Raw genomic sequence first — 26,071 nt, 5'->3', positions numbered from 1 at the left:
AGTAGAATTTGTTAGAATGAAACTAAAAAAAATAATATTTTTAGTTTTTAAAGTTCATATTGTATTGATTAATATTTAGTTAAAAAAATATTTAAAAAATAGTTTAATTTTTTTATAAAAAACCTTTGTTTAATTAAAAACTCGTTATATATTTGCATCCGCTTAGGGCAATTAGCTCAGTTGGTTCAGAGCACCTCGTTTACACCGAGGGGGTCGGGGGTTCGAATCCCTCATTGCCCACCAAAGTAAAATCCTACTAGAAATAGTAGGATTTTTTTGTTTATAGGGATTTATTAAATTAATTTCTAATTTATTTTTCACTAAAAAAATGAAATTTGACACTATATATTTATTAAATTATGTAGTTTGTTTATAAATAGAATTTGATGGTATCTATTGTACAAGGATTTATTAACTTTAGAAAAGATAAGATTACTAACTATTTTAAAAAACTATACTTTTATGAAAAAAATTAAGATTGCAATCAGTTTATTACTATTAGTAGCTTTTGTCACGAGTTGTGAAAAGGAAACACTAACAGTTCAAGAAAATTCAGAATTAAAAGTACAAAAAGTTGATTTTAGTTCTGCGGAAAAAATACAATTTAATAATGAGTTAGGAGCTAAAGGAGAAACTGCCTCAAAAATTGCAACAGAGATTACTTATATGGGTGAATTATGTGGAGGAACAATTGAAGCAACATTTGAAAGTAGTGGGAATACATATTCTTCTCCAGAATTATGGGACTATTATATGTTTTATGGAAATGAAGGTGATGAAATAAGTATTTATATTCCAAGAACAAGTCAAAATATGGACCCAGCTTTTGCATTATATTTTGGCACTACAAATAACACAGACGGAAGATCTTTTCCTGAGGATGGAGGACCTGATATGACTTTTCTTGCATTTGCAGATGATGAGGTTGCTGATACATTTGGAGGTTGTTGGGCTGACCCTTTACTAAATACAACTTTACCTCAAACAGGTACTTATACAATTGCTGTATTAAAAGCTTGGGATTGTGGACCAGGAGTTTACAGTTATGAGATTCAAACTACAGGTATTATATGTGATTATGATAATGATGGTATATTGAATGAAGACGATCCATATCCGAATTCAAATATGAGTGAATATATTAATATTGATGGTTGTTATCCAGATATAGAAAATATTTTTGTAGAATCAGGTACAACTATGATGGATCAAATAGATAATTTAATAGCAGAAATTAATTTACAATATGATGGAGAAAACTGGGATGAACTGCACCAGGATTTTACTAGAGGATTGTCTAAAATTACTTATTATTGGAGAAAAGACAGGTTAATTACAAGAAGTGAGCGTTCTGCTATTTCAAGTTGTGGTTGGAGTTCTCAGATTCCTTATTATGATATTCCGAGATAATTTATATATTTTAAAAAACAATTTTATAAATAAACCACTTCCAACTAGGAGGTGGTTTTTTTAAGTTCCTTAGAATCCATCATTGCCTATCAAAAAAGTTAATCTTATTAAACGTAACAATAGTTACATATAGCTTAATTGAATTGGGGTAAATTTGTAGCGTAGGTTTTGGCCTACAATCTTTTTCATAGCAATTTTCCCTCTCCAACCTCAAATTGAGAGGGTTTTTTATTTTAAATTTATTGTAATTCCTCATTACCCATAAAGTTAATAGTAAGTTTAAAAGTAGTGAGTTTTATTTATGATATCTTAATTAAAATTTATCTGATTTTGAACTAAGTTTTTTTACACTTTTTACCATTTCTTTAAAGCATTCTACTTCACGGGAATCTTCTTGAATTAAAGTTTTTTCAACCTTATAACTATCCATAAAATTTTTTGCAGAAGTCCAAGAAGTATGCATAACTCCTAATAAATTATCACTCATTTCACTAGGCGAATTATTTCTAAAATTTTGTATCATTTTTACTTGCTCATTAGCTACAGATGGTTTTCTCCAAGAACAGGAAATAACGTTAAAACCTTTTAAAGAAAAATACGCAGGTGTTGGTATTGCTTTTTCATAATGCCAATCACAAATTACGACATTTTTAGGAATTAGTTCAATAGCTTTAGCAGTATTATTTAAACTTCCTTCCCACATTCCAATTCCAGAAATTTCACCTTCAATAAGTCGATCTCCCCAAATCCAAAGTTTTATATTATTCTTCTTCAGGTGGTTACTTAGCAATTTAACTTCACCCGCAAATAATTCAGCTGGATCTTTATCGCTGCATCTTGGGCAATTTTTATTACCTAAATAAAAAACTTCATCCATTCCTGCATGAAAATCTTTTGCTTCAAAAACTTCAACAATTTCATCTACCAAATCAAATACAACTTCATGAACTTTTGGGTGCATCGGACAATAACTTTTACAATAAAGTCCATCAGAATTTGGCCATTTATAATTTTCAGGAAGTTTTATATGAGGTGTTTCATCAAATTCAGGATAAACTGTTAGTAATTTACCTAAAGTGTTTTCCCAGCTTTGATGCCCTAATAGGTTTACTTGTGGAATTAAATTGATATTATTTTTTTTACAAACTTTAACTAAAGATTTTACATCATTATAAGATAGTGGATTTTCATCACTAAGTTCGGGTCTTAATTTATAATCGTAATTAAAATCAACTCTTAAAATTAAAGTATTAATTCCAGAAGGGGCTAATTCATTATTAATAAACTCAACAAATTCTTCAACATTTTCAACTGAAGGTGCAGCAATACAAAACCCAACAACTGGTAAATTGGATTGTGCTTTGGTTAAAAAAGTACTAAATAATAAAGTGAATAATAAAATTAATGATTTCTTCATTTTTTAATATTTAATAATTAAAGTTTTAATTTGAATCCTTTTTTTTCTAGCCAACCTGTAAAAATCACAACTAAAAGAGCAAAGCCAAAAGACATTATAAGTCCAATATTATTGTGTGTTACATATTCAGGTAAATGTACTCCGAAAACACCTCTTAATGGATAAATAAAATAGGGAATCATATAACAAGTTAAAGTTGCTGTACCTGCTGGAGCAATTATTTTAGCCCAATTTGTTATTTTTTTTGCATCAGCAATGTAGTATAGAAAAGCAAAAAGTAAAAAGCCTATTCCAGTACAAATTCCTAACCAAGATGGAGTTCCTTGTATTTTAGAAATTCCCCAAATTGATCTGGTTACTAAACCAAAAGTTAAATTAAGAATTCCTAGTATTATAAGGCTTAAATAACTCCATTTAACATTTAGTTTGTACATTTTTTTAAATAGCAAAGTAGCTACAATTCCAGCGGAAGTAAATGCTGGTATTGTTCCAGTTAAAATTGGTGAAAAGTAATTTGATAGTACACCAAAATTTATAGATACGTTTGAATGATTTAAAATAGCTAATAAGATAAATAACAACCATACTAAAGACATGGTTGCCATAGTGTTTTTTGAATATAAATAAACCAAAGCATTAATTAAATAAGCCCAACCAATAAGACCTAAAATTCCCCACCATTGTGGAGTCATCCAAATTCCTCCATCTTCACCACCTTTATAAATTGAAGCTAAAAAAATTAAGATTCCAAACCCTAAAATTTGTAAATAAGAATGCCATTTTTTATTAAGAGGACTTCTTTTCCAATCTGTCCAAATTAGCAGAACAGCCAATGCCATTAGTAATTCCCAAAAATATATTCCAATAATAATACTTTCATTATGAGCATTTTCATAATTCACCATAAAAAAACCTATTAATAATAATGATATAGATCTTATAAGAATATGTTTAGCTATAGAAAATTTAGAATCCCCTTTATCTAGTCGATTTTTAATTGCAAATGGTATGCTTAAACCAACAATAAATAAAAATAATGGGAAAATAATATCTGAAAAACCCAAATAATCTTCATTTGCATTAGCGTGTTTAAGCCATTTTGGAATATCAGTTAAGGTCCAAAAATCATTAACCCAAATCATTAAAACCATTGTGATGGCTCTTAGAATATCAATTGATGCAAGTCTCATAAAAGGCTATATATATTAGTATTAATTTATACTTCTTATATAAAATAATGTTTAAATTTTATATGAAAAGCAAAACTAAAAATACGAAATACTAACGCAAATAAAAAATCAATTACTTTTATTTGCGTTAGTATTTTAGGTACATATTAATACATTCAATTTTAAAGTTTATTGCTTTACTATTTTAAGCGAAATTGGATCATCTAAATAAACTTTAGCGATATACAATCCAGTTGGATTATTTTCTAAATTAAGTTGCACTTTTCCATATAAAACAGGATATGTTTTTGATGAAATTAATTGAGATTGGATATTGTAAATTTCAACAATTACTTCTTTTTTACTATTTGGAAGCACTATTTCAAATATGCCTTGTGTAGGGTTTGGGTATGCAACTATTTCTTCAAATAAGTTTATCTTTTTTGAGTAAGTTCCTTCACAAGAAACAGCAGTTTTTACTTCAACAATATCTCCATGTTTAATTGCAATAGTAAATTCTGGAGCATAGGTGTTGAAAACGGATTTGTTATTTACAAAAACGTTATAAGGTGCTGTTCCTTCAGTAATTTCAACAGTTGCCGTTTTAGAACTTATGGATGTTTTTCCTGAAACTATAGTTCCTTCTTCAATTACTACACTATAACATTGTTCATAGTTGTTACTAACTACAGAAATGCAAAATTCATAAGTGCCCGGAGATAAATCATTTGCTGAAATTGAACTAGAATTTGTGAAATCGTACTTTTTGCCAGCTATTGTAACTGTATAATTTAAAGATTCTTCTGCAGAAATATTAATTTGACCATTATTTTTATCAGGACAGGTTTCACCAATGGCTTCAATTGTGAAATTAGTTGCAGCTAAAGAAAAAACAGTACATCCAGTAGTGTTTACTTCATTACCTAAAGGAGTATTTGGACATAAGTCTTCTGTATCAATAACTCCATCTCCATCACTATCATCTGTTGAAGTTCCACCTCTAGGATCTAATAACTTTTGAGTAGAATACATTTTATATTCTCCTGGAGCTAAAGTAAATGCTTGAGCTGTATTAGTTACACTTTTCTCTTCACCAGTAAAGTATTCAAACCAAGTTCCGGTTTTAGTAAAATTAGTGGAGATGGATTTATTGGTCACATCAAAATTCCCAATAATTATAACATCCATTGATGCATGTTTTAGTACAATTGATTTAACCAAACCACTAACATTTAAATCGAAATCAGAGGAGTTAAAAACATCAGGATATTTCTTTTTAAAAGCAATCATAGTTGCCCAAGTATTGAAAATTTGTTTTCTGTTTACATCATTTTGATAATCCCATTTTATTGGTTTTCTGGATAATCTACAATCATTACTTACAGTGGTTCCATCATCACAAGTATTAATTGAATAATCGTATCCTAACTCTCCAAATTGCCAAATCATTTTTGGTCCTGGAATGGTAAAAAAGAACATTCCGGCAGTTTCCTCTCTGGATAATGCTGTAGTTAAATTTTTTACATTATAATTACCACTACTATTTCCATATTCTAAATTTTTATACATCAATCGCTCTTCATCATGACTTTCCATATAACCTACTACATTTGGATTGTTCCAGCCACGTTGTTTGTATGAAATCCAGGAGATATCAGTTTCACTGTTAAAGCCCATAGTATTTTGACTGTAACCATGATTCATATTTCCCCAAAGCATTATACCATAATTTGCTAATTCGGTTTCTTCGGAATTGTCTGCTAAATGTTCAAATATTACAAATGGTTTATTTGTTGAATTATGGTTCCAAACATGGTCGGCATAATTTTTTAAAATAGTAATACGTGATGCATCATAAGTGCTTCCCCAACTTGAAGTTCCGTATGGTGTATTTGAAAAACCTTTTGTGAAATCGAATCTAAAGCCATCAAGTTTATATTCATTCAACCAATAATCTAAAACATCTTTGAAAAAAGAAGTTGTATAATTTGATTCATGATTAAAATCATAACCCCACTGTGCATCTGGGTTTGAAAAATTACTTTGTTGGTTGTACCAAGGATTATCTGCTGCAGGTCTGTTATTTAATGCATCCCAATACATTTGAACTAATGGAGATTGTCCGTAAGAATGATTAAATACTACGTCTGCTAAAACAGCAATTCCTCGCTCATGACATGCATCTATAAATGATTTAAAATTATTTTTTGTTCCATAAGATTTATCAAGTGCCATATATAATGCTGGGTTATATCCCCAACTATCAGCTCCTTCAAACTCATTAATAGGCATTAGTTCTATTGCGTTAACACCTAATGAAGCCAAATAATCTAAATGTGTTATTGCCTCTGTATAAGAATCACTTTCAGTAAAATCCCTAACCAACATTTCATAAATAATCAGGTTATCTTGATTTGGTTTTGCAAAATCCGTTATGTTCCATGAATAATTTTCTTCATTAATTTTAAAAGTTGAAACATAACCTGTTGTTAAACCGTCTGGGTATGCTTTAAGATTTGGATAATTGTCAGATTTAATATATTGGTCAGTCCAAGGATCTAATATTTTTTCAGAATAAGGATCGGCTATTTTAATGTTGTAATCAACTAAATATTGATATGCATATTCAGTATTTACATCTAAATTGTTTAAAGTAATCCAAAAATATTCGCCGTCTTTATAAAGTTGATAATTTTCATTAATAGCCCAGTTATTAAAATCACCAATTAATAAAACATCAGTTTTATTTGGAGCTAATAACACAAATGTAATTGTTCCATCTCCATTATCATTAACACCATTTTTAACACCACTTGGCATTGTTTGGTTTTGAGTTGGGTTTTTAATATAAACTGAGATTTCAGTTTCTTTAGTTTCACTGCCAGAAGTTGCAGTAGCTTTAAGCGTATATGTTCCTTTAGAAGTAAATTTATAGGAGGTTGATATACTAATAGTATTTGTGGTTGTTTTTTGTGAAATACCATTCACAAAAAGCTCTAAGTCAGCATTTGTGGATGCTTCAGCTGAAATAGTAATAGTTGAGTTTAAATTATAAGCACTACCATTTAATGGTTGTGTAAAAGTTAGATTTAGCCCTTCTTCATATAGAGTTACAAAAATATCGGCTGTTTGTTGCGAACCATCTGAGCTTCTAAATACAAAATTTAATTCTGTAACTGTTTCTGAAGTAGCAACATTGTAAAAAGAATATACATTAGGGGTTATTATTAACTCAAATTGGTTGGTTGAAGTACGTGTTAATTTAGGTTGTGTAGTATTATTTCCCCAAGATTCAATAACATTTTGCCATCTTTCTCCATTTATGGTTACACCTGTGTGTGCATAAACATCGCCTGTATATCCATCCAGTCCTGTTCCAGTAGCATCAAACAAAATTGTTATTTCACCATTTGCTGTTGGTAATGCAGGTGAAGTAGTAACCTGAGCAAATACATAGTTTGTAAGTAAAAGAGTAATTAGTAGTACTACTTTTTTCATTTCTAATTTGATATTTTTAGTAATAATTATTTTTTCAAAAATAAAAACAAAGGCTGTTCTAAAGAACAGCCTTTGCAATATAAACTATTGTAAAATGACTGAATAAACTCCAGTGTTAAAATTGAGGGTAATTTTATAATTACCAGCAACTTCAACTTTTAAATTATCTTCACTGTTTTGTTCTAAAACACCATTAGCAACTTTACTTTGTCCCCAATCGTTATCCCAACTTCCAGCGGTAGGAACAAATTTAAATTCGTCACCAGCACCTAAAGCTTGGGTAATTTCAAATACACCAGCAGCAGTTTCTGTAAGTTCAGGATTATCAGCATCGTTACTCCAACCTCTAAATGATCCAACCATAAAAATTGATGAAGGAGCACCAGTAATGCTAGAAACGCTATAACTAAGGGTATTAAAATTAACTGAAACTATATATTTTCCAGCTGCAAATCCACTTACATTATTTTCACCATCTTGTACTACCATTCCATCATTATTTGGATCAGCACCCCAATCACCATCCCAACTTCCAAGGGTTGGTAAAAATTTAAATTCAGCACCATCTGGTAGATCTAAAATATAAGAAAATATACCTAAACTAGCTTCTCCCATTGGATAAGCAGAACCATTGTCCCATCCGTTAATTGAACCAACGATATTTAAACTGTTTACAGAGGATACATTATAAGTTAGCGTGTTATAATCTACAACAACTACATATTTTCCAGCAGCATAACCACTTACATTATTTTCACCATCTTGAATTATTGAACCTGAATTGTTAGGGTCGTTACCCCAATCTCCATCCCAACCTGTATTTTGTGGAAGGAATTTAAATTCAGTACCATCAGTAATATCAATTGCTAAAGCAAATACACCTTCTTTTACTAAATTCATAGCATAAGCATTTGATGGATCCCATCCATTTAAAGAACCAACAAGATATAATTCACTTGGAGACGTAATTTCTTCAACCGTATAGGTAAATGTATTTAAGTCTATACTGATTTTATATTTTCCAGCAGTATATCCACTTAAATCTTGCTCACCTTCTGAAATTAAAGAGCCTTCATTATTTGGATCTTTACCCCAGTCACCATCCCAACCTGTATTAGTAGGAAGGAATTTGAAAGCGTCGCCATCTGCAAGATCAACAGAAATTTCAAAAGTATTAAAACCAGTATTAGTCATTGCTAAAGAAGTTGCAGGATCCCAACCTGTAAGAGAACCTACTAAATAGAATTCAGTATATTCAACTTTAAAAGGTGTTAAAATAACTGAAACTATTTGAGAAACTTCTTCATTAGTTGAAATTCTAATATCTATACTAGAGGCTACTTCAGAATCTAAACCCATTACATCTAATAAAAAGTCATTTAACTCATCCACAGTTAAACTAAAGTCTTTTGCTTCAGTTGTTCCCATTAAATAAGAAGTTGCAAAATCAGTTCCTGTTTTGGCAGCTTCAATATTAAATGATCCAGTTGCAGTACTCAAAGCTTCCCAAGAAATAAATAACGCATTATTATTTAAATTGGTATCATTTAAAACAATTACACTTCCATTTGAAGGTGTAACTATTTGAAAACTTTCTTGAGCTGGTAATATTTCAAAGTTCTCATTTTCATCGCAAGCAATAAATGCTATTGAGAAAACCAAAAGAACTATTATTTTATTTAAATATTTCATCATTTTAAAAGTTAATTTAATTAATTAGCTGTTACACTATAAGTATATTCTCTTGGATTACTTAAATCTAATACAACATGATAATTTCCTTCTGAACCATCAAAAGTTAAATCACCACCACCTTGTAAAAAACCATCGGCATCAAGGGTTCCTAAATCGAATGCTCCCCATTCATTATTTCCTCTAAACTTAAATGGTCCAGGAACTAAATGAATATCAACAGATAAGGTTTTTGTAGCGGCATCATAAACTAAATCGGTATCGCTATCCCAACCAGTTGGTGTAGCAGCCCCAATAACACCCCAATTAACAGCTGTACTGGAATACGTTAATGCATCAGTATCTGCTTTTACAAAATAATATCCAGCAGTTGCTGTACAATCAGTTTCATCAGTTTCTACTAATTTACCGGTTGAAGAACCATCATCTGCCCAATCTGTATTTCCCCAGAAGAAACCTCCGGTTTCATTAGGAGCAACAAATTTATAGCCTCCATCTAACCAAACATAACCTTCATAATCAGTTTGTCCAAATCCTGAAGCTGCCAATAAAGGAGCTGTTGGAGGATCCCATCCTTGGTGGTTTCCAGGTACAGCTATTTTTGGTAAATCTGTAGTAAATGAAGTTACATAAACTGTAATAGTTTCTGAAACTTGTGGTGTACTATTTAACGAACCTACTGAGGAAGTAACTCTAATATCTAAACCTTCTTCTAAAAAAGGAGTTAAACCAGCACTAACTGCTGCTCCGTTAAACTCAGTAATATTCCAAGATAGGTAAGTGTTTGATGTTGAACCTGCTAAAAATGGTTCTGCAAATGCAGTTCCTGTTTTTGCAAATTCAACAATGTAATTAATTGCTGTTGGAACGGCATAATCTGCATCGTTCCAGGTTACAGTAATTATTGTGTTTGTTAGTTCTTCTTCTGGATTAAGAACATACACAGCTCCTGACGCTGGCGCAGTAATTTGACTGCTTCCAACTGCCGATATTGTTAAGAGTTCTTGATCTTCATTGTCACAAGAAATGAATGCAACAAAGGTTAGCAAGAACAAAAATTTAAATATGTTTTTCATCTTAAATTTGATTTAATGTTAGTAACCAGGGTTTTGAGTTAAATTTGGATTTGCCGCCATATTATTTGCAGGCATTGGGTAAATATCTAAATGGCTTGATAAAGCAATACCGTTTGGACTTCCACCTTTCCAGGCCCAATTATAATTTCCACCTGTAAAAAGACCAAATCTTATCAAATCTTGTCTTCTATGTCCTTCCCAATGCAATTCTCTAGATCTTTCATCTATTAAGAAATTTAGGGTTAAATCATTTGAAGTAATAGTTGTAGAATTTGCCCTGTTTCTTAAAGCATTTACATATACAACAGCTTCTCCCATGGTTCCTCCTGAACCACCTCTAACAACAGCTTCAGCATACATTAAATAAACGTCAGCTAATCTAAATAAAGGGAAATCTGTATTTACAAATTCAAAGTGTACACCACCACGGCTACCATCAACACCAATATTTTTATATTTACTAATTATATAGCCTGAATCTCTGTCTCCAACATCTATAATTTCAACTTCACGACCTTCAGTAGTTAATGTATTTCTTTTATCAGTTAAGGGAACATCCCCATTTAAGAATTTATCTGCAAATTGTTTTCTAACTCTTAAGGCACCACCCCAACCGTTATCTACACCAAGTGCAACTGCATTACCTTCAAGACTACCAACTTCACCATTAATTATAACAGTAGTTGGTCCCCAGTTTTGAGTTACTTTAGAATCAACAACTAGCGGGAAAATAATTTCGTTTTGACCTGCTTCATTATAATCATTATCAGCAAGGAAATTATAGCTATAATTTGAAGCTAATGAAAATCCGCCTCCAATTATTTTGTTACAATAAGTTAAACATTCGGTGTATTTGTTTTGTCCAATATACACTTCAGCATTTAAATACATTTTAGCTAAAATCATCCAAGCAACAGCTTTATCAGCACGGGCATATTCATTTTGATTAGCACCAACAAGATCACCCTCAATAGCTTTCAATTCAGATTCAATAAAAGTAAATAATTGCTCTCTGTTGTATTCAGGACCTTGATAAACTCCAATTGGATCATTTTCTGTTACAAAAGCAGCTTTTCCAAATAAATCCATTAAATGATAATATGCTAATGCTCTTAGTAAACGAGCTTCAGCTCTATATGTTTTAATTTCACTTGAAATTGCTGAATGTCCTCTTGAAGCTAAATTTTCTTCTGATGATTGTCTTAAAAAGTCATTTGTTAACGCAACTGAGAACATTGCTCTACTAAAAAATCCTAATAGAATTGTATTTGAAGAACTCCAAGTGTTTCTTTGAATTGCTTTTACAGCTCCGCCTTCATCATTTTCATAAGACCAAATAACTTCATCAGCAGCTAAATCTTGTAAATACCATAAAGTTCTACCATATTGACTGGTACCTGCATCTATCCCTTGTAAGTTAGATGAGGCTGGCCCAGTAGTTCCTGTTAACGAAAGGTTACCATAGATTCCTGCTAATGCCTGTCTGTAAGAATCGGTACTTGCATAAAAATCTTCAGATAAAAATTCGTCATCATCTTTTGGAGTAACATCTAATTCATTAGTACAAGCGCTAAAGAAGATTAGGATTCCAAAAAAGAAAAATAATAATTTAAATATATTTTTTGTTTTCATTTTCTGTTTTTTTAAAATTTAATATTAGCACCCATTAAGAAAGTTCTAGGTCTTGGATAAATTGTGTTATCTATACCTCCAAAAACTTCTGGATCTAATCCACTATAATTAGTAATAGTAAATACATTTTGTACACCTGTCCAAACACGAATACTAGAAATATCACTATTGAATTTATTAAAAGTATAACCAAGGTTTAGGTTATCCATTTTAAGAAAAGATGCATTTTCTAAATAATAATCAGATATTAAAACATTTGCAGTTTCAACAAAATTTGTTTCTAAAACAGCAGTAGGTATATTTCCTAAAGCAGTAACATCTTGAAGTAAATTATATTGAGCTCTTGATGAATTTACGTTATTATACATATAATTTCCAAAACTAGCTCTTAAATTAAATACTAAATCAAAGTCTTTATAATTAATTCCAGATTGGAAACCCATTGTAATATCTGCATTAGGTTTTTTATAGATATATCGGTCACTTGTATTAATAATACCATCTTGATTAATATCTGCATAAGCACCTTCTATTGGAGCACCAGCAGTATCATATAATTGTTTGTAAACTAAGTATGAGTAAGGTGCAAATCCTTCTCTGTGTACTTGAATTCTTGATCCAGTACCACCACCAATACCACCAACTTCTATATCCTGACCAAATGCTAATTCATCAATTTCAGTTCTATTAAGGTTTAAGTTATAACTTACATTTACATTTAAATCGTCTGTACTAACAATATCAGAACCAATTGCAAATTCCAACCCTTTAGAAGTAAATTTACCAATGTTTTGCCAACCAGCATTACTAAAGTTAGAACCATCTGCTACGGCTACATTAGCTAAAAGATCGTTAGATTCTTTTAAATAAACCTCAATAGAACCTTTAATTTTGTCATTAAAAAATCCGTAGTCGAAACCAGCATTATAAGTTGTTGTTTCTTCCCATTTTATATCTTCAAATTTAGATTGAGGAATCCCAACTACAACAGCTGAATTTCCAAATATGTATTGAGAAAAACTATCTCCAGTTACATGTCTTCCTAAGAAAGCATATGAAGCAGGAATATCTTGCTGACCTGTAATACCCCAACCAAGACGTAATTTTAATTCTGATATTATATTCGAATCTTTTAAGAAATCTTCTTCGTTAATTTTCCAAGCTAATGCAGCTGCAGGGAAATTACCCCATCTGTTGTCTGAGTTAAATCTTGAAGTACCATCCCTTCTGTAAGAAAGTGTTAACAAGTATTTATCCATAAATGATAAATTTGTTCTAGCAAAGAAACCAAGTAATACCACATCAGGATGTGTATTTGTATCTCTTTCAGCCTCAGGATCTCTCATATTTCCTGTATTAAAATCTTCAGCAGTAAATTTTTGGTATGAGTAACCAGCTGTAGCTTCAATATTTAAGTTTTCTAATTCTTTATTATAAGCTAAGTATGCATCTAATAAAAGATTTTTTCTTTCACTAGTATATTCAGATTCTTCACCTATGTATGATACTACACCATCTTCTTCAAATCTAAAACCGTTAATACTTTCTGTGGAAAGTATGTTAGAACCAACACCATAAGATCTGTCGTAACCTAAATTAAGTACTGCTCTTAATTCTGGTAAGAATTTAAGTTTGTAATCAAATTCTAAATTTCCATATAATCTATCAACAATACTAGTGTTTTCTCTTTGTAATAAACTTGCTAAAGGATTTCTTCCTGCATTGTCTCTAATTCCATTAGTATGATATTCAAAGAAACCACCAAAAGGAGAAGTCGCATCATATATAGGTTGCGTAGGATCAAAATAAATAGCAGCACCTTCAACACCAGATGCAAATCTGTTATTTTCAGAACTAATATTAGCATTAAAATTAATTTTTAAATGCTCATCTAAAAGTGATGGATTAATATTAAATGTTAATGAGTTTCTTTCAAAATTTGAAGTCTTACGTAAACCAGGTTGCTTAGTATTCCCCCAGGAAACTCTTGCAGGAACATTGTTGAATAAAGCTCCACTTACAGAAACTGATTGGTCAAATGTAAACTTTTCTTCATAAATTGCATCTTGCCAATCGGTATTTGCATTTCCTAATTGTTCTATACTAATACCACCTTGACCTGCAGCGACTCTATCAGCAATTAAAGTTCTATATTCATCTCCACTAAAAACTTCAATTTTATCAGCTAAAGTTTGGTAACCAGCTTTAAAGTTAATATCTACATTAAATCCAGATTTTCCTTTTTTAGTAGTAATAATAATTACCCCATTGGATGCTCTAGAACCATAAATAGCGGTTGAAGATGCATCTTTTAATATAGACATAGATTCTATATCATTAGGATTTATTGAAGCTAATACAGATCTTGAACCTCCTGCTGTTGAGTTAGATATTGGTAAACCATCAACTACAATAAGCGGATCGTTTGATGCTCCTAAAGAAGACCCTCCTCTAATTCTAATAGCTGAACCTCCACCAGGAGAACCATCTGTTGTTACATTTACACCAGCAACACGACCAGAAATCAAACTAGCAGGTGTTACAATGTTTCCTTTGTTAAAATCTTTTTCTGTAACTGCAGCTACAGATCCAGTTGCATCTTTTATGGTTGTGGTACCATAACCTATAACAACTACTTCATCTAAGGATTCTGCACTTTCAACCATAACAACATTAATTGTTGTATTGTTTCCTACAGTTATTTCTTGTGTGTTAAATCCAATATAGGAAAACACTAATACATCACCAGGTTTAACGTTATCTATTGAATAGTTTCCGTCAAAATCTGTTGCAGCTCCTTTAATAGTTCCTTTAATAATAATGCCAACTCCAGGTAATGCTGAATTACCTGTTGCTTCAGTTACTGTTCCTTTTATTGTTTGTTGCGCAAACATTAAAACAGGAAATAGAAGTATGACACTAAACAAAAAAATTCTAAAATTTTTCATCTATTTTAAGTTAATTAATAATTAAGGTTTGTTTTTAAAAATTATACTATTTTTACTACTTTTCACTGTGTGAAGGTAAGAAGTTAACATTTACTTAACAATGATATTTGTTTCAAATTAAGTTACGCAAACGTTTTCGTGTTCATAACTTTTCAACTCTAACGTTAGAGTTGAATAGCTTTTTTTATCCCATTTTTTAATTTCAGCCTAAATTTAGAATTTTATTTGAATGTTTACAAGATTAAATTATCCTAATTTAACCAGAACTTATATATTTGTAAAGGAGGTAAGCCAATAAATTATGAAGACAAGAATAACATTAAAAAAAATTGCAAGTGAGTTTGGAGTATCTATCTCTACAGTATCAAAAGCGTTAAAAGGAAGCCATGAAATAAGTGAAGAAGTTCGTGAACGAATACAGGCTTTTGCAGATTTTTACAACTACAAACCAAATAATTTAGCTTTACAACTTAGAAATCAGAAAACCTCTGTAATTGGTGTTATTATTCCAGAGATTGTGCATCATTTTTTTTCAACAGTAATTGATGGAATAGAGCAATATGCTAATAAAAGAGGGTATAATGTAATGGTATGTGTATCCAATGAATCTTATGAAAAGGAAGTACTGAATTTTAACGTGTTAACCAATGGCAGTGTAGATGGTTTAATAGTATCTGTAGCTAGAGGGACTCAAAAAAACAAAAAATACAATCATTTTGAAGCACTTATAAAAGATGAGTTTCCGTTGGTTATGTTTGATAGAATTATTGAAAGTATTGAATGTGATAAAGTAATAATTGATGATGTTGGAGGAGCATATAATGCTGTTGAACATTTAATTGAAATAGGTTCAAAAAAGATTGCGCTTTTAACTACACAAGATTATATAACTGTGGGTTCTTTAAGAAAAGAAGGTTACTTAAAAGCCTTAAAAAATGCTGGTTTAGAAATTGACGAAAGTTTAATTTATAAGATAAACGATAGTGAAAATTTGTATGAGCAGATAAAAAAAGTATTTAATTCAAAAAATCAGCCTGATGCAATTTTAGCTGTAAATGAAATATATGCAGCAAATGCTTTAATTATTGCAAAAGAAAGAGGTTTAAGTATTCCAAATGATATTGCAATAATTGGTTTTACAAGTGGTTTAATTTCTGAATTTACTTCCCCACCGCTTACATCTGTAGTTCAGCATGGCTATTTAATGGGTGAGCATGCAGCTGAATTATTAATTAATAGAATTGAGCATATTTCTCCAACAGAATATCAAAAAGAAGTAATTTCTACAAATTTAAAAATAAGAAAATCAACTTTTATTGAAAATTAAAAAAATCTTATTAACTCAAAGGTTGTAGTACTTATATTTTAATTTTTTTTAACAATAATGAACTTTAAAAGGTTTAAAATAAGAAAATTAATTTATATATTTGTTTCGTAAAAGCAATTTTACAACTACTATTTTTACACATTTCACACAAGCATACAACATTATTTTAATGTTGCATTGTATTATTATTTAAAGACTAACATTTATGGAAAAACGGAAACTTGGTTTCTGGGATATCTGGAACATGAGTTTTGGATTCTTAGGAATTCAAATGGGCTTTGCGCTACAAAATGCTAACGCAAGTAGGATATTACAAATTTTTGGAGCCGATGTGCACGAATTGTCTTGGTTTTGGATAGTTGCACCTTTAACAGGTTTAATTGTACAACCTATTATTGGATATTACAGTGACAGAACTTGGACAAAACTTGGTAGAAGAAGACCTTATTTTTTAACAGGAGCTTTATTAGCATCTATGGGATTAATTTTAATGCCAAATGCTGATATGTTTACAGCATTTATGCCAGCTTTATGGGTTGGCGCAGGTATGTTAATGATAATGGATGCTTCTTTTAATGTTGCAATGGAGCCTTTTAGGGCTTTGGTGGCTGATATTTTACCTTCAGATCAAAGAACATTAGGATTTAGTATTCAAACTGTATTAATAGGTATTGGAGCAGTAATAGGTTCTTGGTTACCGTACGTTTTAACAAATTGGTTTGGTGTTTTAAATGAATCACAACCAGGCGAAGTTCCTACAAATTTGTTACTTTCATTTATTATTGGAGCTTCTGTTTTGGTAATTAGTATTTTAATTACAGTATTTACCACTAAAGAGTATTCTCCTGAAGAAATGGCATTAATGTCGAACGAAGAAGAGGAGCTTGAAGAAGAAGCTTCTAGTTTATTCGATATATTTTCCGATTTCAAAAAAATGCCTTTAACAATGAAACAATTGAGCTCAGTTCAATTTTTCTCTTGGTTTGGGTTATTTGGAATGTGGGTTTTTTCAACTCCTGCAATTGCACACCATATTTATGGATTATCATTAGACGATCACGGAACAGCATATCAAACTGCAGGTGATTGGGTAGGAATTTTATTTGGTGTTTACAATGCGGTTTCTGCAGTGTATGCTTTCTTTTTACCAGCAGTAGCTAAAAAAATTGGAAGAAAAATGACGCATGCAGTTTCTTTAGTAATTGGAGGTTTAGGCTTAATATCAATTTATTTTATGCCAAATGAAAACTGGTTAATCTTATCTATGCTTGGTATTGGTATTGCTTGGGCAAGTATTTTGGCAATGCCTTATGCAATTTTAGCAGGCTCAATTCCAGCTAAAAAGATGGGTGTTTATATGGGGATATTTAATTTCTTTATTGTATTGCCTCAAATTTTAAATGCCCTAATTGGTGGGCCAATTGTAAAATATATTTACGGAGGAAATCCAATATTTGCTTTAATAATTAGTGGTGTGTCCTTATTAATTGCAGCAGTATTGGTAATAAAAGTTAAAGATGTTGATGACACAGTAGTAACAGAAAATTAAATGAAAAAAGAAATAGCATTTATATTCGATTTAGATGGTGTTATAGTAGACACTGCAAAATATCATTTTTTGGCTTGGAGAAATTTAGCAACCCAATTAGGTTTTGAATTTACAGAAGCGCATAATGAACTTTTAAAAGGTGTAAGTAGAATAAAATCATTAGAAATCTTATTAAACATTGGAAAGGTTCAACTTTCAGAAGAAGAAAAACAAAAATATTTAGTTCAAAAAAATGAAGAATATTTGAGCTTTGTTAATAAAATGACTTCAGAAGAAATTTTACCGGGAGTATCTAATTTGTTAGATTATTTAGATGCACACAATATTAAATATGCTTTAGGTTCTGCAAGTAAAAATGCACCATTAATTTTAGAAAAAGTAGGCTTGTATAAGCGTTTTTCAGCCTTGGTTGATGGAAATGATGTGTCAAAAGCGAAGCCAGATCCAGAAGTATTTTTAATTGGAGCGAAGAAACTGAATATGAAACCAGAAAACTGTGTGGTTGTTGAAGATGCAATTGCAGGGGTTGAAGCAGCAAAATTAGCCAATATGAAATGTGTTGGAATTGGAGATGCTGAAGTTTTAGGAAAAGCCGATGTCGTTTTTAAAGATATGACAGGTTTTACTTCTGAATTTTTAAATAAATTGATAAACAATTAAATATGTGAATACTGAATTTTAAATGAGTAAAGTATTTTTTTTAAGTTACTTTTTAAATAGTATTCTAAATATGATTAAAGAAAAGAAATCTCGTAACTACGAGTATTACAAAAGTTAATAGAAATGAACAAGAACTATATAATTCCAAATGAATGGTCTCTAATTGAAGATGTGTTTGATGATGAGAATGTGAAAGCTTCTGAAAGCTTATTTAGTATAGGAAATGGAGCAATGGGACAACGTGCCAATTTTGAGGAAAACTATTCAGGTGCTACTTTTCAGGGTAGCTATATTGGTGGTATTTATTATCCAGATAAAACAAGAGTAGGTTGGTGGAAAAATGGATATCCGGAATATTTTGCGAAAGTGTTAAATGCACCAAACTGGATTGGTATTCATATTAAAATTAACGAAACTGAGTTAGATTTAAATACGTGTAAAGTTTCTAATTTTAAACGTGAATTAAATATGAAAGAAGGCTGGTTAAGTCGTTCTTTTGTTGCTCAATTAACTTCTGGAGATAAAATTGAAGTACATACAAAGCGGTTTATTAGCATTGATAGCAATGAAACTGGAGCAATTGAATATCATATTAAAGCGCTAAACTTTTCTGGAGAAATTACATTTTCACCATATGTTGATGCAGGTATTGTGAATGAAGATTCTAATTACGATGAATATTTTTGGGAAATTTTAGAAATTATTGAGGGTGAAAATAGCGGTTGTATTTTATCTAAAACCTTAAAAACTGAATTTCATGTTAGTACAGCAATGCAAGTTGCATTTGCTTTAAACTCTAAAGAAATTACTTTAAGCCAACAAACTAAAGTTGAAGATAAAAAACTTACATATACTTATAAAGTAAGTGTTAATGAGGGAGATACAGCATCAATATATAAATATGCAAGTTATACAAGTTCATTAAATTATAAGATTGAAGATTTAAATGCAGCAGCACTTTCTAATGTTGAAAATGCAAACAAATTAGGTTTTGAGGCATTATTAAATACTCAAATAAAATCTTGGGAAAAAATTTGGAGCACAGCCGATATTGTAATTGAAGGCGATGTAAAAGCACAGCAAGGAATTCGTTTTAATATTTTTCAATTAAACCAAACTTATTTAGGAACAGATGCGCGTTTAAATATTGGTCCAAAAGGTTTTACGGGTGAAAAATATGGAGGAAGTACCTATTGGGATACGGAAGCTTATTGTATTCCATTTTATATGGCAACCAAAGATGCCAATGTTGCAAAAAACCTTTTAATGTATCGTTACAATCAATTGGGTAAAGCAATTGAGAATGCCGAAAAACTTGGTTTTACTAATGGAGCAGCATTGTACCCAATGGTTACCATGAACGGTGAAGAATGCCATAATGAATGGGAAATTACATTTGAGGAAATTCATAGAAATGGAGCAATGGTGTATGGAATTTATAACTATGTAAATTACACACAAGATTTTGAGTACGTTGTAAAAAACGGATTGGAAGTAATAATTGCAATTGCACGTTTTTGGCATCAAAGAGCAAATTTTTCTGAAGCTAAAGATAAATACGTAATTTTAGGAGTTACAGGACCTAACGAATATGAAAACAATGTAAACAACAACTTTTACACAAATTATTTAGCAAAATGGTGTATTGAATATGCTGTGGAATGTTTAAATAAAGTGAAACATAACTATCCTGAAGATTTTGAAAGAGTAATTTCAAAAACAAATTTGAAAGCTCAGGAAACTTATAAATGGTTGGAGGTTTCAGATAATATGTATTTCCCTTTCGATGAAGAAAAAAATGTGTATTTGCAACAAGATGGGTTTTTAGATAAAGAATTAATTCCAGTTAAAAAATTAGATAAATCACAAAGACCTATTAATCAAAAATGGTCTTGGGATCGTATTTTGAGGTCATGTTATATTAAACAAGCAGATGTATTACAAGGAATGTTCTTTTTTGAAGATAAATTCTCCAAAGATGAATTAAAACGTCATTTTGATTTTTACGAACCATTAACTGTTCACGAATCCTCATTATCACCTTGTGTACATTCAATTTTAGCAGCTTCAATAGACAGAATGCCAAAAGCATACGAACAATATTTACGAACTGCTCGTTTAGATTTAGATGATTATAACCACGAAGTGCACGAAGGTTGTCATATTACAAGTATGGCGGGAACTTGGATGTCTGTAGTTCAGGGGTTTGGAGGAATGCGTGTTTATGAAGATGGAATGCTATCATTCAATCCACAAATTCCACAAGAATGGAAATCGTATTCATTTACAATTAATTTTAGAGGTACTATTATTAAGGTTTTTAAGAGCCAAACAACATGTAAATTCTTTAATGAATCTGGAAACCAAATTAAAATGTTTGTTAATGACAAAGAGGTTTTATTACCTTCAAAAGAATTTGTAAAACTATAATTTACTATTTTACAGTTACATCAGGAATTAATTAAAATAAAAATATATGAAAATTTATCGCTTACTGTTATTGTTATTTTTTGTTAGTTTAACTACTTATGCTCAAAAAATAAATAGAATAGAACCACCAAACTGGTGGGTTGGTATGAATCATAGTCAACTTGAAATAATGGTTTATGGAAAAGGTATTGCTACATATAAACCATTTATAAATAGTGAATATATTCAATTAATTGATACAAAAAGAACTGAAAACGAGAACTATTTATTTTTAAATATTGACCTTTCAAAAGCAGTTGCAGGAACATTTACTATTGATTTTCTAAAAGCAGGTAAAAGGAATAATTTTTCTGTTGATTATGAATTGAAAGAACGTAACAAAAATTCAAAAAACAGAAAAGGTTTTGATAGTTCAGATGCAATTTATTTAATTACTCCAGATCGTTTTTCTAATGGAGATACATCAAATGACATTGTAAAAGGTTTGCGTGAAACTAAAATTAATAGAAATCACGATTATGCACGTCACGGTGGTGATTTAAAGGGAATTACAAATCATTTAAATTATATAAATGAAATGGGATTTACTGCCATTTGGCCAACACCAGTGTTAATTAATGATATGAAACGAAGCTCTTATCACGGGTATGCAATGACCGATTTTTACAAAGTAGATCCTCGATTTGGAACTTTGGAGGAATATGTTGAATTGAGCAAAAAAGCCAAAGAAAAAGGCATTAAATTAATAATGGATCAAGTTGCCAATCATATAGGTAGCGAACATTGGTGGATGAAAGATTTGCCAACAAAAGATTGGGTAAATTATCAAGAAAATTTTGAAAAAGGAGGGGAAACGATTTATTCAACTCATAGAAGAACAACAAATCAAGATATTTATGCTTCAAAAATTGATAAGGAGGGTATGACCAATGGTTGGTTTGTTGATACAATGCCCGATTTGAATCAGAAGAACCCTTTAATGGCAAAATATTTAATTCAGAATAGTATATGGTGGATTGAAACATTGGATTTAGGCGGAATTCGTCAAGATACGTACCCATATCCAGATAAACATTTTATGAGTAATTGGGCCGGGGCAATTATGGACGAATATCCAAATTTCAGTATTGTAGGAGAGGAGTGGAGTTTAAACCCACTATTAGTTGGTTATTGGCAAAAAGGTCAAAAAAACAAAGATGGTTATGAGTCTAATTTAACTTCAACAATGGATTTTCCAATGCAGCGTAACATTGTAGATGCTTTAAATGAAGATGAAAGTTGGGATAAAGGGTTTGTGAAAATGTACGAAGGTTTGGCAAATGATTTTTCGTATGCAAAACCAAATGATATTATGATTTTTCCAGACAATCATGATATGAGTAGAATTTACACTCAACTTGGTGAAGATGTTGTAAAAACTAAAATGGCTTTGGGTTATTTATTGAGTTTACCGCGAATTTCTCAGTTATACTACGGAACAGAAATATTGTTAAACGATACTGCAAAACCTGGTGATCACGGTTTAATTAGAACTGATTTTCCCGGTGGTTGGAATGGTGATAAAGTAAATGCATTTTCAGGAGAAGGTTTGAGCAAAGACCAACTAGATATGCAGTTGTTTTTGAAGAAAGTACTAAATTATCGTAAAAATAGTGAGGCCATTCACTCAGGAAAAACAATTCATTTTGGACCACAAAATGGTACTTATGTATTATTTAGAGTATTAAATAATGAAATAGTTACAGTTATTTTAAATAAAAATAAAAAGGATATAACATTAGATTTATCAAGATTTAATGAAGTTGGTTTGCAAGGAAAACAAGTTAAAAATATCATTTCTTCGGAAGCATTTATTTGGGGAGATTCTTTAAAAATAGCACCAGAAGGAATTACCATTTTAACTACTAAAATGTAAACAATGAAAATGTTTAAAAGCATATTAGTTGTTAGCTTTGTTTTAATAGTATTTTCATGTAAAGAAAAACAGTCGGTTTTAAAAGAAAGTTTGCCAATAAAATTTTCAGAATTTACAGGGAATTTAAGTTCAGGTATTATTAAAAGGGTGGAAAACTTTCCGTCAAAGTTTGTAAGATCTAGAAATGTAGATATTTGGTTGCCAGATAGTTATTCTGAAAATGAAAAATATGCAGTAGTATATATGCACGATGGCCAAATGCTATTTGATGCAGAAACCACTTGGAATAAGCAAGAGTGGAAAGTAGATGAAATTGTAAGTGGTTTAATAGATTCAGCGAAAATTAAAAATACAATTGTTGTTGCAATTTGGAATCATTCAGATATTCGTCATACCGATTATTATCCTCAAAAACCATTTGATTTATTACCTCAAAAATTTAAAGATTCAATTTTTGAAACTTCTGAAAAACAATTTGGAACAGATTTTAAAGGATTACAATCAGATAATTATTTAAAGTTTATTGTTGAAGAAGTAAAACCGTTTATTGATAGTAATTTTTCTGTTTATACAAATACAAAAAATACGTTTATTGCAGGTTCAAGTATGGGCGGTTTAATTTCTATGTATGCTTTGTGTGAATATCCTAAAATTTTTGGTGGTGCAGCTTGTTTATCAACACACTGGGTTGGTTTTATGCCACAAGAAAATAGCCCAGTTCCTGAGTCATTCTTTTTATATTTAGGTAAAAATTTACCTTCTCCAAAGACTCATAAAATATATTTTGATTATGGTACAAAAACTTTGGATGAACACTACTTACCATATCAGAATAGGGTTGATGAAATATTAAAGTTAAAAGGATTTGATGCGTCAAATTCAAGAAATTTAAAGTTTGAAGGCCAAGATCATTCAGAAAATTCTTGGAATCAGCGATTTCAAATTCCTGTTGAATTTTTACTAAAAAAATAATAAATGAAATTTTTAAAATTAAATATATTACTGCTTTTATTTGTTGGTTTTTTTGTGAATGCGCAAAATCCAAATCGTAAATTAGTGAGTTTTGATGAAAAAGATGGACTTGTTACTATTGAAACTAACGATGGATTTTATTTAATTAAGCCATTTTCAACAAAAATAATTGAAACTTCATTTATTCCAAAAGGAGAAGTTTATAACCCAATTTCTCATGCGGTAGTTTTACAGCCTAAAAAAGTAAAATTTAAAATTTCAGAAAGTGATAATTCAATAACGATATCAACTTCAGGGATTTTAGTAAAAGTTATAAAATCACCATTTCAAGTTACTTATTTTTATAAAAACAAACCTATAATTTCTGAAAGAAAAGGCTATATAAAAAATGAAGAAAATGAAGTTTTAGACTTTAACTTAAGCGCAACAGAAATTTTGTATGGTGGAGGTGCGCGTGCTTTGGGAATGAACCGAAGAGGAAATAGATTGCAACTATATAACAGAGCACATTACGGTTATGAAACACATTCAGAATTAATGAATTTTACCATTCCATTGGTTTATTCTTCTAATTTATACGCTGTTCATTTTGACAATGCTCCAATAGGATATTTAGATTTAGATAGTAAAAAGGATAATTCTTTACAATATGAAACTGTTTCTGGGAGAAAAACATATCAAGTTGTTGCTGGAGATTCTTGGAAAGATTTAGTTCAACAATACACAACTTTAACAGGAAAACAACCAATGATTCCGCGCTGGGCTTTAGGAAATTTTTCAAGCAGATTTGGCTATCATTCTCAAAAGGAAGTTTTAAATACAATTAATAAATTCAAAGAAGAAGAAATTCCTGTTGATGCGGTTATTTTAGATTTGTATTGGTTTGGAAAAGACATAAAAGGTACCATGGGAAATTTGGAGTTTTATAAAGATTCATTTCCAAATCCGCAAAAAATGATTGCAGATTTAAAAACAAAAGGAGTAAAAACCATTTTAATAACCGAGCCTTTTGTATTAACAACTTCAAATAAATGGAATGAAGCAGTTGAAAAAGATATTTTAGGAAAAACTAAAGAAGGGAAACCGTATACGTATGATTTTTATTTTGGAAATACTGGAATTATAGATATTTTTAAACCTGAGGGTGAGCAATGGTTTTGGAATGTTTACAAAAAACACAACAATATGGGTGTTGCAGGTTGGTGGGGAGATTTAGGGGAACCAGAATTGCATCCGTCGGACTTATTACACGCTACCGGAACAGCCGATGAAGTGCATAATATTTATGGCCATAATTGGGCTAAATTAATTTTTGAAGGCTACCAAAAAGAGTTTCCAAACCAACGACCTTTTATTTTAATGCGTGCCGGATATTCGGGTTCACAGCATTATGGATTAATTCCTTGGTCTGGAGATGTTAACAGATCTTGGGGCGGATTGCAGTCGCAAGTGGAAATTGCCTTGCAAATGGGAATGCAAGGTTTAGGTTATATGCATTCAGATTTAGGTGGTTTTGCAGGTGCAAATTTAGATGATGAATTATACACGCGTTGGTTGCAATATGGTGTTTTTCAACCAATTTTTAGACCTCATGCGCAAGAAGAAGTGCCGTCTGAGCCAGTTTTTAGGGAGCAAAATACTAAGGAATTAGCTAAAAAATCTATCAAATTACGTTATAACTTGTTGCCTTATAATTACACACTTTCTTTTGAAAATAATAAAAACGGAACACCTTTAATGCGACCATTGTTTTTTGAAGACTCAACTATAACAATGTTAAATAATGATAAAACCTATTTGTGGGGAAATAATTTTTTAGTAAGTCCTATAGTTAAATCGGGTATAAAACAACAAGAAGTTACATTTCCAAAAAACTCAAATTGGTATCATTTTTATACCGATGAAAAAGTGGAAGGCGGACAAACTTTAACTGTAGATTTAGTTGAAGAAAGTATTCCAACATATGTACGTGGAGGAGCTTTTATTCCAATGATTGAGTCAATTCAAAATACTTCAAAATACAATTTAAGTAAATTCGATTTGCATTTTTATTTTGATGAAACATTAAAAGAAAGTGAAGGTAAATTATATAATGATGATGGTGAAACTCCAAATGCTTTTGAAAAAGGGCAATTTGAACTATTTTCATTTAAAAGCAATTACAATCGAAATCGATTAAGCTTAGAATTTGAGTTGGAACAGGGAGAAAATTATAATTCTTCCAATAAAATAATTAATTTAGTTATTCATAATGTTTCAAAAAAACCAAAAAAAGTTAATGGATATGATTTTGAATGGAATGCTATTCATAAAACTTTGAAAATTTCAGTAGAAATTAAACCTTCAATTTCAAAAAATATTAAAATAAAGTTTTAA

The 26,071-nt window shown here is 30.6% G+C and carries 15 protein-coding genes and 1 tRNA gene; 9 read left to right on the top strand and 7 right to left on the bottom strand.

Going from position 1 to position 26,071, the window contains the following annotated elements; translation table 11 throughout:
- Positions 1–165: 165 nt before the first annotated feature.
- Positions 166–243, top strand: a tRNA-Val gene (locus BX611_RS14500).
- A gap of 219 nt (positions 244–462) precedes the next feature.
- The gene (locus tag BX611_RS14495) at positions 463–1,410 is read left to right on the top strand and encodes a pre-peptidase C-terminal domain-containing protein (protein ID WP_115882633.1); all 948 of its coding nucleotides are present in this window, start codon (positions 463–465) and stop codon (positions 1,408–1,410) included.
- Between the two features lie 313 nt (positions 1,411–1,723).
- Here BX611_RS14495 and BX611_RS14490 read toward each other — a convergent pair whose 3' ends face one another.
- From BX611_RS14490 to BX611_RS14460, 7 genes are all read right to left on the bottom strand, one after another.
- Positions 1,724–2,827, bottom strand: coding sequence for a family 20 glycosylhydrolase (locus tag BX611_RS14490; protein WP_115882631.1), 1,104 nt, complete (start codon positions 2,825–2,827; stop codon positions 1,724–1,726).
- A 17-nt stretch (positions 2,828–2,844) separates the two neighbouring features.
- On the bottom strand, positions 2,845–4,017 hold the full coding sequence (locus BX611_RS14485) for a heparan-alpha-glucosaminide N-acetyltransferase domain-containing protein (protein ID WP_115882629.1): 1,173 nt from the start codon (positions 4,015–4,017) through the stop codon (positions 2,845–2,847).
- A gap of 168 nt (positions 4,018–4,185) precedes the next feature.
- Positions 4,186–7,494 (bottom strand): alpha-amylase family glycosyl hydrolase, encoded by a 3,309-nt coding sequence (locus BX611_RS14480; protein ID WP_117171955.1) that lies wholly within the window; start codon positions 7,492–7,494, stop codon positions 4,186–4,188.
- Between the two features lie 84 nt (positions 7,495–7,578).
- Complete coding sequence (locus BX611_RS14475) at positions 7,579–9,189, bottom strand: SusF/SusE family outer membrane protein (RefSeq protein ID WP_115882625.1); 1,611 nt, start codon at positions 9,187–9,189, stop codon at positions 7,579–7,581.
- A 17-nt stretch (positions 9,190–9,206) separates the two neighbouring features.
- The gene (locus BX611_RS14470; RefSeq protein ID WP_115882623.1) at positions 9,207–10,262 is read right to left on the bottom strand and encodes a SusE domain-containing protein; all 1,056 of its coding nucleotides are present in this window, start codon (positions 10,260–10,262) and stop codon (positions 9,207–9,209) included.
- Between the two features lie 18 nt (positions 10,263–10,280).
- A complete protein-coding gene (locus BX611_RS14465) occupies positions 10,281–11,894 on the bottom strand; it encodes a RagB/SusD family nutrient uptake outer membrane protein (protein ID WP_115882620.1) in 1,614 nt (537 codons plus the stop codon).
- Between the two features lie 11 nt (positions 11,895–11,905).
- Complete coding sequence (locus BX611_RS14460) at positions 11,906–14,842, bottom strand: SusC/RagA family TonB-linked outer membrane protein (RefSeq protein WP_115882618.1); 2,937 nt, start codon at positions 14,840–14,842, stop codon at positions 11,906–11,908.
- A 301-nt stretch (positions 14,843–15,143) separates the two neighbouring features.
- On the opposite strand from BX611_RS14460, the gene BX611_RS14455 reads away from it, so the two are divergent.
- From BX611_RS14455 to BX611_RS14425, 7 genes are all read left to right on the top strand, one after another.
- Entirely contained in the window at positions 15,144–16,169 is a 1,026-nt protein-coding gene (locus BX611_RS14455; RefSeq protein ID WP_115882616.1) for a LacI family DNA-binding transcriptional regulator, read from the top strand.
- A gap of 205 nt (positions 16,170–16,374) precedes the next feature.
- Positions 16,375–17,718, top strand: coding sequence for an MFS transporter (locus BX611_RS14450; protein WP_115882614.1), 1,344 nt, complete (start codon positions 16,375–16,377; stop codon positions 17,716–17,718).
- Positions 17,719–18,378: a beta-phosphoglucomutase gene (gene pgmB / locus BX611_RS14445; RefSeq protein WP_115882612.1), complete on the top strand. Its 660-nt coding sequence runs from the start codon at positions 17,719–17,721 to the stop codon at positions 18,376–18,378.
- A 123-nt stretch (positions 18,379–18,501) separates the two neighbouring features.
- The gene (locus BX611_RS14440) at positions 18,502–20,808 is read left to right on the top strand and encodes a glycoside hydrolase family 65 protein (RefSeq protein ID WP_115882610.1); all 2,307 of its coding nucleotides are present in this window, start codon (positions 18,502–18,504) and stop codon (positions 20,806–20,808) included.
- A 46-nt stretch (positions 20,809–20,854) separates the two neighbouring features.
- Positions 20,855–22,723: a glycoside hydrolase family 13 protein gene (locus BX611_RS14435; RefSeq protein WP_115882608.1), complete on the top strand. Its 1,869-nt coding sequence runs from the start codon at positions 20,855–20,857 to the stop codon at positions 22,721–22,723.
- Between the two features lie 3 nt (positions 22,724–22,726).
- Positions 22,727–23,695: an alpha/beta hydrolase gene (locus BX611_RS14430; RefSeq protein ID WP_115882606.1), complete on the top strand. Its 969-nt coding sequence runs from the start codon at positions 22,727–22,729 to the stop codon at positions 23,693–23,695.
- A 3-nt stretch (positions 23,696–23,698) separates the two neighbouring features.
- Positions 23,699–26,071 carry a glycoside hydrolase family 31 protein gene (locus BX611_RS14425; RefSeq protein ID WP_115882604.1) on the top strand — a complete coding sequence of 791 codons (2,373 nt, stop codon included), beginning with the start codon at positions 23,699–23,701 and terminating at the stop codon, positions 26,069–26,071.

Origin of the sequence: Lutibacter oceani, from assembly GCF_003384935.1 — a bacterium.
GTDB classification, from domain to species: Bacteria; Bacteroidota; Bacteroidia; order Flavobacteriales; family Flavobacteriaceae; genus Lutibacter; species Lutibacter oceani.
Note: the sequence above shows the minus strand (reverse complement) of the source record. Positions and strands in the feature narration are given on the sequence as shown.

Excerpts from the sequence above, each read along its gene's own strand:
- BX611_RS14480 (WP_117171955.1), bottom strand. The coding sequence starts at position 7,494 with ATGAAAAAAGTAGTACTACTAATTACTCTTTTACTTACAAACTATGTA.
- BX611_RS14495 (WP_115882633.1), top strand. The coding sequence starts at position 463 with ATGAAAAAAATTAAGATTGCAATCAGTTTATTACTATTAGTAGCTTTT.
- BX611_RS14490 (WP_115882631.1), bottom strand. The coding sequence starts at position 2,827 with ATGAAGAAATCATTAATTTTATTATTCACTTTATTATTTAGTACTTTT.
- BX611_RS14455 (WP_115882616.1), top strand. The coding sequence starts at position 15,144 with ATGAAGACAAGAATAACATTAAAAAAAATTGCAAGTGAGTTTGGAGTA.
- BX611_RS14430 (WP_115882606.1), top strand. The coding sequence starts at position 22,727 with ATGAAAATGTTTAAAAGCATATTAGTTGTTAGCTTTGTTTTAATAGTA.
- BX611_RS14435 (WP_115882608.1), top strand. The coding sequence starts at position 20,855 with ATGAAAATTTATCGCTTACTGTTATTGTTATTTTTTGTTAGTTTAACT.
- BX611_RS14475 (WP_115882625.1), bottom strand. The coding sequence starts at position 9,189 with ATGATGAAATATTTAAATAAAATAATAGTTCTTTTGGTTTTCTCAATA.
- BX611_RS14425 (WP_115882604.1), top strand. The coding sequence starts at position 23,699 with ATGAAATTTTTAAAATTAAATATATTACTGCTTTTATTTGTTGGTTTT.
- BX611_RS14470 (WP_115882623.1), bottom strand. The coding sequence starts at position 10,262 with ATGAAAAACATATTTAAATTTTTGTTCTTGCTAACCTTTGTTGCATTC.
- BX611_RS14485 (WP_115882629.1), bottom strand. The coding sequence starts at position 4,017 with ATGAGACTTGCATCAATTGATATTCTAAGAGCCATCACAATGGTTTTA.
- BX611_RS14440 (WP_115882610.1), top strand. The coding sequence starts at position 18,502 with ATGAACAAGAACTATATAATTCCAAATGAATGGTCTCTAATTGAAGAT.
- BX611_RS14460 (WP_115882618.1), bottom strand. The coding sequence starts at position 14,842 with ATGAAAAATTTTAGAATTTTTTTGTTTAGTGTCATACTTCTATTTCCT.
- BX611_RS14465 (WP_115882620.1), bottom strand. The coding sequence starts at position 11,894 with ATGAAAACAAAAAATATATTTAAATTATTATTTTTCTTTTTTGGAATC.
- BX611_RS14450 (WP_115882614.1), top strand. The coding sequence starts at position 16,375 with ATGGAAAAACGGAAACTTGGTTTCTGGGATATCTGGAACATGAGTTTT.
- pgmB (WP_115882612.1), top strand. The coding sequence starts at position 17,719 with ATGAAAAAAGAAATAGCATTTATATTCGATTTAGATGGTGTTATAGTA.